Below are 13,316 nucleotides of genomic sequence, written 5' to 3' on the forward strand. Positions count from 1 at the left end.
AGTTTATCACTTGGTTTGAATCTTGTCAACAACTTTTTTCAAATCTTTCAAAACTCTTTCAAAAAAGGTTTTTATTTGATTTCTTTCAGTTGTTTACGCCTTTCAGCGACGTGTTTTATCTTAACATATAAATTTGCCATGATTATCTCCAGTTTATTCTTATATCTAATTTAAATTAATAATTCTTTATTATCCTCTGTATTTCTTAATTATTCTATTATTGATACGCCAGGAATAGTTACTTTATTAAAATCCACATAAATAGCGCTTTTATAGTATTTTCATAATTATATCTTAGTATATTCGCATCATTATTTTATGCAATATGATAATATACTTTGGTTTGTTAATGCTAAATTTACTATTTCTTTTTATTTAATCTCAGATAATTAAACTTATCATATCTAAAAAAGTTCTGGGTGTATAATAATAAAATGAATTAATATGCATAACCTAAAAAAAGCTGCTTATTAATTAAAAAATAACAAACAATTATACTTGTTACTTAAATCATAATTCGCAACTCTTTTATAATACATACCTTATTGATTATTTCAAAACTGAAACCCATTCTTACATAATCTTCTCATAACATAAAATTGTTAATACTTATCAACCTATATAAAGTGTCCTGCTTGTAGTTATCCAACTTTTTCTTAAATATTAGTTAAAAAATACCTTAAAAATCTTAAATCCTCAGTTAATTCTGGATGAAAAGCTGTTACAACAATGTTATTTTGTTTAGCAGCCACAATTTTATTACCTACCTTACATAAAATCTCTACATTATTTTTTGCTTCTCTAATATATGGTGCTCTTATAAACACAAGCTCCATTTCCCCATCAGACACTTCTTTTATTACCTTATAAGTTTTAAAACTGTCTATTTGAGTTCCAAATGCATTTCTTTCTACCTTTATATTCATAGCCTCAAGATATTTTTCTTTTTGCCCTTCTATTTCATTTGCAAGTAATATCATTCCTGCACATGTTCCCCATGTGGATAAACCATTTTCTATTTTTTCTTTTAATGGTTTCATTAATCCAGTTACTTTAAGAAGTTTACCAATAGTAGTACTCTCTCCCCCAGGCAAAATTATTGCATCAATCACATTTAAGTCTTTTTCATTCTTTACTTCTATACCAATATGACCTAATTCCTTTATATGATTTAAATGTTCTATAACTCCACCTTGGAGGGATAAAACTCCAATATTCATTTTACCATCCTCTTTGAGCATATTTTGTTGCTACTTCACTTGAATTTATGCCACTCATAGCACAGCCTAAGTCTTCTGAAACTTCTGCTAACTTTTCAGGATCATTATAATATGTAGTTGCAAGAACTATTGCTCTTGCTCTTTTTTCTGGATTATCAGATTTAAAAATACTAGAACCTACAAACACACCTTCACTTCCTAATTGCATCATTAGTGCCGCATCTGCTGGAGTTGCAATACCCCCGGCTGCAAAATTAACCACAGGAAGCTTTCCATTTTCCCATACATATTTGACTAAGTCATATGGTGCACCATAATTCTTTGCTATTGTCATTAGTTCTTCTTTTGATGCTTTTTGTATTTCTTTAATTTGGTCATTCATTGTTCTCATATGAGTAACTGCATTTACTACATCACCAGTTCCTGCTTCCCCTTTAGTCCTTATCATTGAAGCACCTTCACCTATTCTTCTAAGTGCTTCACCAATATTAGTTGCTCCACAAACAAAGGGAACTTTAAAATCTTCTTTATTTATATGATATTTATCATCTGCTGGTGTGAGTACTTCACTTTCGTCTATAAAATCTATGTTTAATGCTTCTAAAATTTGCGCTTCCACAAAATGTCCTATTCTAACCTTTGCCATGACAGGAATTGAAACAGCTTCTTGTATTTCCTTTATCATTTTAGGATCTGACATTCTAGCTACTCCGCCTTCCTTTCTTATATCGGAAGGTACTCTTTCAAGAGCCATTACTGCACACGCCCCAGCTTTCTCTGCAATAATTGCTTCCTCCTTATTTGTTACATCCATAATTACTCCGCCCTTTAACATTTGAGCTAAATTTTTGTTTACTGATTTTCTTTCCATTGTAAAACCCCCTTTTCAAATTATTTACATAATAAATTATGTACGCATACAATGCAAATGTATGCATACAATAAAATAATGCATTTAAAAGGAGTGAAAATCATTAAGATTTCCCTCCTTAACTTTTAATACCTATTCGCATATATTTATATACCTTTTAAATTTACCTTTGCATACATATGATTTTTGAATAATATTAAAGCCCGAATCAATAATATGCCCATCCATATTTTCAAATGTAACCAATACTAATTTTTTAGTAATTCTACGAGCTGTTTTTATAAGTGCAACTTGCTCCTTAAGGGTTATTGGTGTAAACAATCCATATGGCAAATCTATTATAGCTACATCATATTTTTCTTCTATAGTATGCATATCTCCATAAGTTATAACATTTTCATATCCAAAAAACTCTAAATTCTTTTTTGCATTTTCTGCTATATGTTTATTAATTTCATATCCCTTTACCTTTATCCCCATAGAAAGAGCTTCAATAACAACAGTTCCAACTCCGCAGCATGGATCTATAAGCGTACAATCCAAGTTATTTTTAACAGCTATATTAACTAAAGCTTTGGCAACTCTTAACCCTAATGAATTTGAATATGAGTATGGTTTTTTATCATGAATATGCCACTCAAAATTATTTCTTTCATACTCTCCCATTATCCATCGTCCATTTACTTTAGATATTCCAATCATAATCTTTGGATTATGTATACTAGGCAGCCCATTAATGACAAAACCTATTTTGCTAACGCTTGCAAGTCTTTCCTCATAACTTACATCTGTGTTTTCTACTTTTATGTAACAAACCTTAAAATCATCATAAGACAATTTGTCCTTTATAATTTTCTGAACTATTTCCTCTAATGAATCTTCTTCATATATTATTGAAATTCTATCTTTTATAAATGGACTTCTTGATGGATTTATACAAAAGTCAGAAACAATATATTTTCCATTATTAACTTCATTAAAAAGACATTCCATTTCTAACTTACATAATTCTTCCTCAAATTTAGGATAATTAATAGAATAAAAATATTTTCTATTAATTATATCAGAACTTTTATAATCTATTTTTTTATTCAAGATATTTTACCTCTTTGCTCTCCACGTAATTATTTTAAAATCTTTATTAAGAAATCATATATCATTAAAAATTACTTTACAATTTTTAAAACAAAAATACAAATAAAAATCTAATTTCTCCTTGAAATATGTAAACTTAATTTTATCATTTCTAATTATTTACTACATATTTTTCAATTAAAACTTAAATATGTAAGCAATTTAACACACTGATAACATTTTCAATCAAGTTTTTATTATATTTAATATAAAATATTAAATAACATTATTGTAGTTCTTCATGCAATATGATATTATATCAATAATATATTTATTGATAATGTGATAATTTATTAATATATCGCGACATTCTTAATCATTTTATCATATCGACACTTATAATTTTGTTTTAATAAAGAGGAGGATAAATAATTATGAAAAAGACTTTACTTTCAGGAGTTTTAGCTTCTGTTATGGCTGTTACATTACTTGCTGGCTGCAGCGGAAATGGTGGATCAAGTTCAAGTAGTTCTTCAGGGGATACAATTAAAATAGGAGCTATAGGACCATTATCTGGTGCTGCATCAACTTATGGTATTTCTGTAAAAGAAGGTGCTCAATTATTAGAAAAGGAAGTTAACGCTGCTGGCGGAGTTAACGGCAAAAAAATTCAATTCATCTTTGAAGATGACCAAGCTGATCCAAATTCAGCAATGCAAGCTTTCAATAAATTAGTTGATTCTGAAAAAGTTACTGCAATCTTAGGACCTGTTACATCTGGTGCAACACTTGCAGTTGCTCCAAATGCTAAAGCAAAACAAATTCCAATGATTACTCCAACTGCTACAGAACCAACTATAACAAAACAAGGTGGAGACTTTATGTTCAGAGGCTGTTTTGTTGATTCTTTCCAAGGAGAAGTTCTTGCAAAATATGCTACCGAAAAATTAGGAAAGAAAACAGCTGCTGTGTTATATAATTCAGGTTCAGATTACTCAAAAGGAATAGCAGACAGCTTTAAATCAAAATTTGAAGCTGCAGGTGGTAAAATCGGTGAATTCCTTACTTATAACGACAAAGATACAGATTTTAAAGCTCAATTAACTAAAATTAAAAGTTTAAATCCGGACATAATAATTTTACCTGATTACTACAATGTTGTTGGTCTTATTGCTAAACAAGCTAGAGATATGGGAATAACATCTCAATTCCTTGGTGGCGATGGATGGGAATCAGAAGAATTAACAAAGATAGGAAAAGATGCTGTTAATGGTGCATTATACATTAATCACTACTATTCTGGTGATACAGATTCTGCTGTAAAGACATTTGTTGATTCATATAAAAAAGAATATAACAAAGAACCAGATGCTTTTGCTGCTCTTTCATATGATACTTCTAAAATTTTAGTGAAAGCTATTGAAAAGGCAGGTAAAACAGATGGTGCTGCTATTAAAGATGCTTTAGCTACAATGGAAATGAAAAGTGTTACTGGTGACATCAAATTTGGTAGTGATAGAAGTGCTATAAAGAGTGCTGCTATTATAAAAGTTGATGGAGATAAGAAAATTTTAGCCGATAAAGTTAATCCATAAAATATAAAAGGGAGGAATATACTATGGAATTTTTACAACAAGTTATTAATGGACTAGCATTAGGAAGTGTATATGCCCTCCTAGCATTAGGATATACAATGGTATATGGAATAATACAGTTAATAAACTTTGCTCATGGTGAAATATATATGATAGGAGCCTTCGCAGGCTTCTATTCTGCTTCAACGCTAAAATTACCATTAATACCAACATTATTGGTTGCAATGGCTGCTTCAGCTTTAGCAGGTATAATTATAGAAAAAATTGCTTATAAACCTTTAAGAAATTCTCCAAGAATAGCTTTACTTATTACAGCAATTGGTATTTCTTTGTTTTTGCAAAATGCTATGAGATTATTAGTTGGATCTAATCCAAAGCCATTTCCTGATTTAATTAATGCTGGGAGCATCAATATAGGACCTGTGCAAATTGAAGTTAAAACAATATTAATGTTTGTAGTTTCTGCACTTTTAGTTATTTTACTTCAATTTATTGTTTACAAAACAAAAATCGGAAAAGCTATGAGAGCATCTTCTCAAGATATGGAAGCAGCTTCTCTTATGGGAATAAATGTTGACAATACTATCTCTCTTACATTTGCTATAGGATCTGCCTTGGCTGGTATTGCTGGAGTTTTAGTTGCAATATCTTACCCTAGTATCACACCTTATATGGGTGCTATGCCTGGACTTAAAGCCTTTGTTGCTGCAGTACTTGGTGGCATTGGAAGTATTCCTGGGGCTCTTGTTGGTGGTATAGCTATAGGATTACTTGAAACTTTTTCTAAAGCATACATATCAACAAACTTCTCAGATGCAATTGTATTTGCAATTTTAATAGTAATACTTTTAATTAAGCCTTCTGGTCTATTAGGTAAAAAGACCAACGTGAAAGTGTAGGTGCTAATTATGAAGAATTTTTTAAACAAAAAAACTATTTGCATTTTATTAGGAGTTCTAATAACATATGCAGTACTATTTGGATTAATTAGTGCAAATGTTATTAACTCATATTATAAAGGAATTATTACCTTTGCTTTAATAAACATTATATTGGCAGTTTCATTAAACTTAATAGTTGGATTTACTGGTCAATTGTGTTTAGGACATGCTGGATTTATGTCTATAGGCGCTTATATATCAGCCCTAATATCTCAAAAGGCAGGTATGCCATTTATAGTATCAATATTTATTGGTGCAATAATTGCATCTATATTTGCAGCTTTAATTGGATATCCTACTTTGAAGCTTACAGGTGATTATTTTGCAATAACCACTTTGGCTTTTGGCGAAATTATTAGAATAATCATAATGAATATTGATGCAGTTGGTGGTGCTCGTGGATTTACAGGTATACCTATAAAAACAACTTTTTCAGTTGCTTTTATATTTATGGTAATAAGTATTATTGTAATCAAAAATATAATCAATTCTTCTCAAGGTAGAGCAATGCTTTCTGTTCGTGAAAATGAAATAGCTGCTGAATCTATGGGAATCAATGCATTTAAATATAAAATGATGGCTTTTATTATAGCTGCATTTTTTGCTGGACTTGCCGGTGGACTTTATTCTCACTATGCTGGGTATATAAAACCTGATTCTTTTGATTTTAATAAATCAATAGATTATTTAACTTTTGTTGTATTTGGTGGTATGGGATCTTTATCTGGTTCAGTTATTGCTGCTACAGTATTAACTTTCCTACCAGAACTCTTAAGAGGTCTTGGAGATTTCAGAATGATTATTTACCCATTAGCATTAATACTGCTTATGATATTCAGACCTGAAGGATTACTTGGAGATAAAGAAGTTTCTCTTAATATAATCAAAAAAATATTACCTGATAAAAAATCAAAAGAGAGAAAGGAGGCTTAATTCAATGTTAGAGATTCAAAACTTATCAATTGTCTTTGGAGGATTAAAAGCTGTTACAGATTTTAATCTTACAATAAATGAAAAAGAAATTGTTGGTTTAATAGGACCAAATGGCGCTGGTAAGACTACAGTATTTAACATGTTAACTGGTGTTTACACTCCAACTGAAGGAACAATATCTTATCTTGGAGAAAGAATTCAAGGACTTAAACCTTATAATATTACAAAAAAGAAAATAGCTAGAACTTTTCAAAATATACGTCTATTTTCTAATCTTACGGTTCTTGATAATGTTAAGGTTAGCTTTAATTACAGAATAAATTATTCTTTATTTGATTCCATATTTAGAACGCCTAAGTTCAGAAAAACTGAAGAAGAGATTATAGAAAAAAGCATTGAATTATTAAAAGTTTTCTCTCTTGATGTAAAAAAAGATGAATTAGCAAGCAACCTTCCTTATGGAGAGCAAAGAAAACTTGAAATAGTAAGAGCTCTTGCAGCAGAACCATCATTATTATTATTAGATGAGCCTGCTGCTGGCATGAATCCTCAAGAAACAATAGAGCTTACAGAGCTTATAGATTGGATTAAAGAAAAATTCAACATTTCAATACTATTAATAGAACATGATATGAAGTTAGTTATGGGAATTTGCGATAAAATTGCAGTTCTTGATTATGGGAAAAAAATTGCTGAAGGTACTCCTGATGAAATTAAGAATAACCCTAAGGTAATTGAAGCTTATCTTGGAGAGGGGGCTTAAAGATGTTAAAAGTAGATAACATTAATTTATATTATGGTGTAATTCATGCATTAAAAGATATTTCCCTTGAAGTAAAACAAGGTGAAATAGTAACTTTAATAGGCGCTAATGGAGCTGGTAAAACCTCTACTTTAAGAGCTATATCAGGCTTAGAGCCAATAAAATCAGGTTCTGTTACTTTTAAAAATACTGAACTAAATAAAATTCCTGCTAATAAAATAGTTACCCTAGGTCTTTCCCATGTTCCTGAAGGAAGAAGAGTTTTTCCTCAACTAACAGTTTTGGAAAATCTCGAACTAGGAGCTTATTTAAGAAAAGATAAAGCTGGAATTAAAGATGATATGGAAATGGTATTTTCTAAATTTCCAAGATTAAAGGAAAGAATAAAACAACATGCTGGTACACTTTCTGGGGGAGAGCAACAAATGCTTGCAATAGGAAGAGCGTTGATGAATAGACCTGAAATGCTTATATTAGATGAACCTTCAATGGGACTTGCACCTCTTGTTGTTAAAGATATCTTTGATACTATCGTAGAGATTAATAAATCCGGAACTACTATACTTCTAGTTGAACAAAATGCTAATATGGCACTTGCTATTGCGCATAGAGCTTATGTTCTTGAAACTGGTAATATTGTTAAATCTGGAGATGCGGATGAGCTTCTTAATGATGATAGCATTAGAAGTGCTTATCTTGGTGAATAAATAATCTATACTTTGTGCTTAAAGACTGATAAATTAAGTAGCCAATTTATCAGTCTTTTGTTTTGACTATTTTTTATACTTTCTTATATCCTCTAGGTCCTGATAAATTTCCGCTCTTGACTAATCTAATTTCTTTTTTTTATAAGCATAAGCAAAAATTCCAGCCCCCATCATAATCCAGATCAGAATTACTGATATATTATAAGCGAAATTTATACTTATAGCTTCATTCGCATAAACTCTATTTAATAATACCTCCATATTATAATTTGGCAAAAAATTAGCTACAAATCCGGCTATATTGCTCATTTTTGACAAAGTACCTACAAAGAACATAATCATAAAAAAAGGCATTCCTATAGTTCCTGTACTCATTTGACTTTCTGCTAAGATTCCTACTATTGCTCCAAATTCTATGAAGCATATAGCTACTAATGTAGTTATTATAATAAACTGTCCTATATAAGAGAGCTTCATTCCCATAATGAAATATGTCAATACATTTACTCCAATTGAAATCACTAGGGTTACAAATATTTTCCCAGCTAAAAATTCTATTGGTGATACTGCAGAGAGCATTAAAGTTCTCAGAGTATTCTTTTCTTTTTCTTCCGCAATTAATGCTGCAGTTGTAAACCCTGAGACCAACATTAGGTTACTATTCAAACTTACATTCATGATATATTCCTTTAACTGCTCCGAACCATTAAATATTCTTGAAAATATTAAAGACATTATTATTGGTACTATGCACATAAATAAAATATTTATATTTTTTGAAAAATCCTTCATTTCTTTTTTTATCAAAGCTCGAACTCTTCTTATAGATAAAGTCATTACAATTCCCTCCCTGTTAAATGCAAAAATATTTCTTCTAAATTTGGTTCCATAGAATGAATTGATAACACCTGTCCATTTTTCATCCATTCACTTATATTTTCTGCACTTTCTTCATTATTCTTTACAGTAACTAATTTATCCTCACCTTTTAATTTAACTTGTATCTCATCACCTGAATATTTCAACTTTAAATCTTCTGGTTTGCCTATCTCTACTATTTCTCCTTCATGTAAAAACGCTACCCTATCACAAAGCTTATCAGCCTCTTCCATATTATGTGTAGTCAAAAATATAGTGGTACCTTCATTATTTATTTTTCTGAGAAACATATGAATTTCTAAGGTTGTTCCTGGATCTAACGATGAGGTAGGTTCATCTAAGAATAATAGTTTTGGTTTATGAAGCACTGCTTGTGCAAGCATTACTCTCTGCTTCATTCCTTTTGATAATTTTTTTACAGGCTTATTTTCAAATTCAATCATATTCATACTTTCTAATACATATTGTACATCTTTTTCTTGTAGTTTATTAATCTCTGCAAAAAGCATTAAATTATCTTTAACAGTAAGTCTTTCATATAAACCACTATTATCAGAAAGTATACCTATATCTCTAAATTGATTAAACGCTTCAACATATGGATTCTTTCCAAAAACTGATACTTGTCCATTCGTAGGTGTTAATTGTGATGTAAGAATCTTAATAGCAGTAGTCTTTCCTGCACCACTTGGACCCAAAAATCCGAATACCTCTCCTTCTTTAACATTAAAATTAAGATTTTTTAATGCTATGTTATTATCAAACACTTTTCTTACATTTCGCATAGTAATTACATTTTCCAAAATAACTTTCCTCCTAATTCTATATTGATTAATACGTTAATCAATTGTCTAGATGTTTTGAATAATGTAATTATCATATATTTAAAGTTTACAAACTATAAAACTACCATGAAAGGAGTAAAATTAGAATTTAACAATGTAATTTATACTATGAAAGGAACAGTACAAATCATAAAATCGTAATATATTCAGCTGAATGGAGTGTATATTGTATTAAATGGAACACTTATATTTTCAAGATTTCCTTTAATTCTGAAAGTTTTCCTTTTGAAAGTGGAATTGAACTTTTAGTTTTGTCACTTAACGTTAAACTGTAACTATTTCTTGTCCATGTTACTACTTCTCTTACTTTTTGAAGATTTACAATATAAGATCTGTGACATCTAAAAAATCCAAAATGCTCTAATCTACCTTCAAGCTCCGTTAAAGACAACATACATGGAAACTTTTCTCCTCTTACATTTAAACTACTTACTCCTGATTCACTTTCTATATAATCTATTTCTACAGGATCAAATAATAAAATTCTTTCTTCAATTTTAGCTGGAATCTTTTCAATCCTATGCAAGAATTCTGATTCTTCTTTATCACTTGATACAATAACTTCTTCTTTTTTATCTTCTGTTTCTTTTAATCCATCTTCATCAAGAATATATGTTTTTCCGCCAATTAACATTGCATCCTTAAAAGATGTAGATATACTTAACACTGCTGTGCCTTTAGTGCATAAGTCTTCTATATTTTGAAGTATTATTCTTGCTGACTCCTTATCCATATTAAATATTGGATCTTGAAGTACTAAAATTTTTGGTTCTTTTAATATTTCTCGAGCAAAGCTAAGCATTTTTCTTCTAGCATAATTTAAGTTTTTTATTTTTTTATCTGCAATCTCTAATAATGAAAGCTTTAACATTAATTCTTTATTGTTAATGGTTGAACCAATTATTTCACTGTAGTACTTAATATATTCTTCTACTGTAAGCCTGCCATAAAAACCTTCATCTCTAAATACTACGCCAATATTTATTTTATTTTTCTTTATATAATCACTATGAATTATTCCATCTATGTATATTTCTCCGCCACCAATTATTTCCTTATCCAATATGAGATCTATTAAAGAATCACTAAACTCGCTACCTGTTTCAATGCTTATTAAACTTCCTTTTTTTACTGTAAGACTTATATTATTTATTAAAATGTTTCCTAGTTTTTTATATAAACCTTTTATTTCTAACATTATAATTTCTTCCCCCAATTCAATACTTATCTAACTATCTCATATTAATATACACATTAGATAAATTATTACACTATATGGTAATAATGGTCAATCTTAATTTATATACTAACTTTCTTTCTAAGAAAAAATACTAATATGCATATTTTTGTGTTAAATATTTTAAGGACTATATATAGTTTTATTTATAGATAAAACTATATACAGTCCTTAAAAAACACCTTGAATTTCTTTATTAAACTAACTAAATTAAAGTATTTATATAATCATATAACAACTTCCACCATTTTGTTTACATTTCTTTTTAAGTTTACTCGATTCTTTTGCCAAAACATAAATACTTGCAAATTCCCTTTTCCTATTAGTTAAAGCAGCTATTGAGACCGATACTAGAGGAAACCTTTCTTCTACTCCATGTCTGTTTTGAGCTATTATATATCCATTATTTAAATCTCTTTCCTCATAACATTCTAATGCAAGTGAATCGAAATCGCTTATTATTCTTTCGCATATTTCTTCTACTTCCCAAGAACAAACTACTGTAATAAAATCATCACCACCAATATGACCTATAAAATCACTCGATGAAATATTAGCATTTATTGATTTTGCTAAATTTTTTATTATTTTATCTCCGCTTTCAAAACCATAAACATCATTATAAGGTTTAAAATTATCAATATCAAAATACAATACACAATATTCCTTCCTTGAAGAAATACATTTTTCAAGAGTTTGTTCAATTATTACGTTGCCTGGAAGTCCAGTTAATGGATTTGAATGCCTAGCATTATCTACCTCTATTTCAATTGTTTTTTCAAGCAAATCTTTTATTGTCACAGTTCCATAATATTTTGAATCTTTAGTTACTGTAACGAAATCATATAATGTATCATTTGTTCTTGCCATTGCAAGTTTTATAACCTTATCAATTGGAACTTTATAATCAACACTTAAAAAGTTTGTATTCATTATATTTGATATAGCCTTGGATGAATATATACTATAGCCATACTGCCAACCTAATTTGCTATAAAATGAATTTCTTGTGACAACCCCTTTTACCACACCATCATCTACTATGCAAATTCCTAATAATTCTTGATTTTTCTTAAACATAGAATCAACATCAGATACTAATACTGTTGACTCTAGTGATTCAGACTTTTTTGATATACTACTAATATAAACATTAGCTATATTATATCCATATTGATCATTTTCTTTTATGTTCATAGCTTTTATAGTATTGATTATCTCATCTTTAATTGGAATTAAACCTTCTTGTGGTCGTTGAATAAAATACCCTTGCCCATATTGAACACCAATATCTATTAGTGTCTTAAGTTCTGCCGCTGTCTCTATTCCCTCTGCAATTAAGCTCGCTTCTGTTAGTTTTGAAAATTCACACATGCTCTTAATTATAGCTTGCTTAGTTTGATCTTTATCTACACCACGAACAAGTTCCATATCCAACTTTATATAGTTGGGCTTAACATGGCATATTCTATTTAGGCCTGAATGACCTGAACCCAAATCATCAATAGCTATCTGATAATTTTGATTTTTACAATATTCAATAGTTTCTATAAAACTATTTATACTTTTAATTTCATCTCTTTCTGTTATTTCAAAAATTATATTATTGCAATCTAAATTATATTTTTTTAAATATTCACTTGTAAAAGAATTTCTAAATTTTAAACTATTAATTATTTGAGGATTAATATTTAGAAATAATTTAACATCTAATTTCATCTTACTTATATTCTCTAATGCTTTTGATCTAAATGCTTCCTCCAATTCCCATAACTTATTACATTTTTTAGCAATCTTTAAAAGTACCTCTGGATTTTGCATATAGGAATTTTGTGGTCCTCTGCTTAAAGCTTCATATCCCATTACAATACCATTAGTAAGTGAAATAATTGGTTGGAAAAGTGATTTTATATTGGTGGTCTTAATTATGTTATAAAATTCTTCATATTCATAATCTTTATAATTTTCCATATATAAATTTCCTTTCAAAAGCTCCACTTTATATAATACACATCCTTTCTAAAATATTTATCTAATACACATTCAAAATTATTATTCCGTTCATTCTAGATATACTTAAAAATAAAGGCTTAAAACAATCTGCATTTTAATATTCATTATTTTCACTTCATTTTGTCAAAGAAATAAAATTGCTACATATATTATCTTTCTCACTATTTATAATAGTAGACTTACGAAGTTAAGCTAATGTTCTATTCATGTAAAATTGATGTAAAATTATAAATATATT

Annotated in this window: 12 protein-coding genes; 5 read left to right on the top strand and 7 right to left on the bottom strand. The window is 29.0% G+C overall.

Annotation, left to right across the window (positions count from 1 at the left end):
• Window positions 1-656: 656 nt before the first annotated feature.
• From pdxT to GXK56_RS17705, 3 genes are all read right to left on the bottom strand, one after another.
• Window positions 657-1,220, bottom strand: coding sequence for a pyridoxal 5'-phosphate synthase glutaminase subunit PdxT (pdxT, locus tag GXK56_RS17695; RefSeq protein ID WP_160689833.1), 564 nt, complete (start codon window positions 1,218-1,220; stop codon window positions 657-659).
• Window position 1,221: 1 nt separating this feature from the next.
• Entirely contained in the window at window positions 1,222-2,091 is an 870-nt protein-coding gene (gene pdxS / locus GXK56_RS17700) for a pyridoxal 5'-phosphate synthase lyase subunit PdxS (RefSeq protein ID WP_160689835.1), read from the bottom strand.
• Window positions 2,092-2,223: 132 nt separating this feature from the next.
• Window positions 2,224-3,186 (bottom strand): RsmD family RNA methyltransferase, encoded by a 963-nt coding sequence (locus tag GXK56_RS17705; RefSeq protein ID WP_243156167.1) that lies wholly within the window; start codon window positions 3,184-3,186, stop codon window positions 2,224-2,226.
• A gap of 413 nt (window positions 3,187-3,599) precedes the next feature.
• Here GXK56_RS17705 and GXK56_RS17710 point away from each other — a divergent pair, with 413 nt between their 5' ends.
• From GXK56_RS17710 to GXK56_RS17730, 5 genes are read left to right on the top strand one after another with little or no spacing between them, the layout of a single operon-like run.
• Window positions 3,600-4,760 carry an ABC transporter substrate-binding protein gene (locus tag GXK56_RS17710; RefSeq protein WP_160689837.1) on the top strand — a complete coding sequence of 387 codons (1,161 nt, stop codon included), beginning with the start codon at window positions 3,600-3,602 and terminating at the stop codon, window positions 4,758-4,760.
• Between the two features lie 23 nt (window positions 4,761-4,783).
• A complete protein-coding gene (locus GXK56_RS17715) occupies window positions 4,784-5,659 on the top strand; it encodes a branched-chain amino acid ABC transporter permease (RefSeq protein ID WP_160689839.1) in 876 nt (291 codons plus the stop codon).
• Window positions 5,660-5,668: 9 nt separating this feature from the next.
• Window positions 5,669-6,634: a branched-chain amino acid ABC transporter permease gene (locus GXK56_RS17720; protein ID WP_160689841.1), complete on the top strand. Its 966-nt coding sequence runs from the start codon at window positions 5,669-5,671 to the stop codon at window positions 6,632-6,634.
• A gap of 4 nt (window positions 6,635-6,638) precedes the next feature.
• Window positions 6,639-7,397: an ABC transporter ATP-binding protein gene (locus GXK56_RS17725; protein WP_160689843.1), complete on the top strand. Its 759-nt coding sequence runs from the start codon at window positions 6,639-6,641 to the stop codon at window positions 7,395-7,397.
• Between the two features lie 2 nt (window positions 7,398-7,399).
• Window positions 7,400-8,104 carry an ABC transporter ATP-binding protein gene (locus GXK56_RS17730; RefSeq protein ID WP_160689845.1) on the top strand — a complete coding sequence of 235 codons (705 nt, stop codon included), beginning with the start codon at window positions 7,400-7,402 and terminating at the stop codon, window positions 8,102-8,104.
• A gap of 120 nt (window positions 8,105-8,224) precedes the next feature.
• On the opposite strand, the gene GXK56_RS17735 is transcribed toward GXK56_RS17730, so the two are convergent.
• The 4 genes from GXK56_RS17735 to GXK56_RS17750 all read right to left on the bottom strand — a co-directional run bounded on the left by GXK56_RS17735 (window position 8,225) and on the right by GXK56_RS17750 (window position 13,036).
• Window positions 8,225-8,941: an ABC transporter permease gene (locus GXK56_RS17735; RefSeq protein ID WP_160689847.1), complete on the bottom strand. Its 717-nt coding sequence runs from the start codon at window positions 8,939-8,941 to the stop codon at window positions 8,225-8,227.
• Window positions 8,941-9,786 (bottom strand): ABC transporter ATP-binding protein, encoded by an 846-nt coding sequence (locus GXK56_RS17740; RefSeq protein ID WP_160689849.1) that lies wholly within the window; start codon window positions 9,784-9,786, stop codon window positions 8,941-8,943. Before GXK56_RS17740 ends, GXK56_RS17735 begins: the two co-directional genes overlap by 1 nt.
• 226 nt (window positions 9,787-10,012) lie before the next feature.
• Window positions 10,013-11,026: a LytTR family transcriptional regulator DNA-binding domain-containing protein gene (locus GXK56_RS17745; RefSeq protein WP_160689851.1), complete on the bottom strand. Its 1,014-nt coding sequence runs from the start codon at window positions 11,024-11,026 to the stop codon at window positions 10,013-10,015.
• 258 nt (window positions 11,027-11,284) lie between these two features.
• Window positions 11,285-13,036 carry a bifunctional diguanylate cyclase/phosphodiesterase gene (locus GXK56_RS17750; RefSeq protein WP_160689853.1) on the bottom strand — a complete coding sequence of 584 codons (1,752 nt, stop codon included), beginning with the start codon at window positions 13,034-13,036 and terminating at the stop codon, window positions 11,285-11,287.
• Window positions 13,037-13,316 lie beyond the last annotated feature (280 nt).

The organism is Clostridium sp. C2-6-12 (assembly GCF_009928485.1).
GTDB lineage: Bacteria > Bacillota > Clostridia > Clostridiales > Clostridiaceae > Clostridium.

What these genes read in the sequence shown, in the direction of transcription:
- GXK56_RS17735 (WP_160689847.1), bottom strand. Translation starts at nt 8,941, where the DNA reads ATGACTTTATCTATAAGAAGAGTTCGAGCTTTGATAAAAAAAGAAATG.
- GXK56_RS17715 (WP_160689839.1), top strand. Translation starts at nt 4,784, where the DNA reads ATGGAATTTTTACAACAAGTTATTAATGGACTAGCATTAGGAAGTGTA.
- GXK56_RS17710 (WP_160689837.1), top strand. Translation starts at nt 3,600, where the DNA reads ATGAAAAAGACTTTACTTTCAGGAGTTTTAGCTTCTGTTATGGCTGTT.
- pdxS (WP_160689835.1), bottom strand. Translation starts at nt 2,091, where the DNA reads ATGGAAAGAAAATCAGTAAACAAAAATTTAGCTCAAATGTTAAAGGGC.
- GXK56_RS17730 (WP_160689845.1), top strand. Translation starts at nt 7,400, where the DNA reads ATGTTAAAAGTAGATAACATTAATTTATATTATGGTGTAATTCATGCA.
- GXK56_RS17750 (WP_160689853.1), bottom strand. Translation starts at nt 13,036, where the DNA reads ATGGAAAATTATAAAGATTATGAATATGAAGAATTTTATAACATAATT.
- GXK56_RS17745 (WP_160689851.1), bottom strand. Translation starts at nt 11,026, where the DNA reads ATGTTAGAAATAAAAGGTTTATATAAAAAACTAGGAAACATTTTAATA.
- GXK56_RS17725 (WP_160689843.1), top strand. Translation starts at nt 6,639, where the DNA reads ATGTTAGAGATTCAAAACTTATCAATTGTCTTTGGAGGATTAAAAGCT.
- GXK56_RS17720 (WP_160689841.1), top strand. Translation starts at nt 5,669, where the DNA reads ATGAAGAATTTTTTAAACAAAAAAACTATTTGCATTTTATTAGGAGTT.
- pdxT (WP_160689833.1), bottom strand. Translation starts at nt 1,220, where the DNA reads ATGAATATTGGAGTTTTATCCCTCCAAGGTGGAGTTATAGAACATTTA.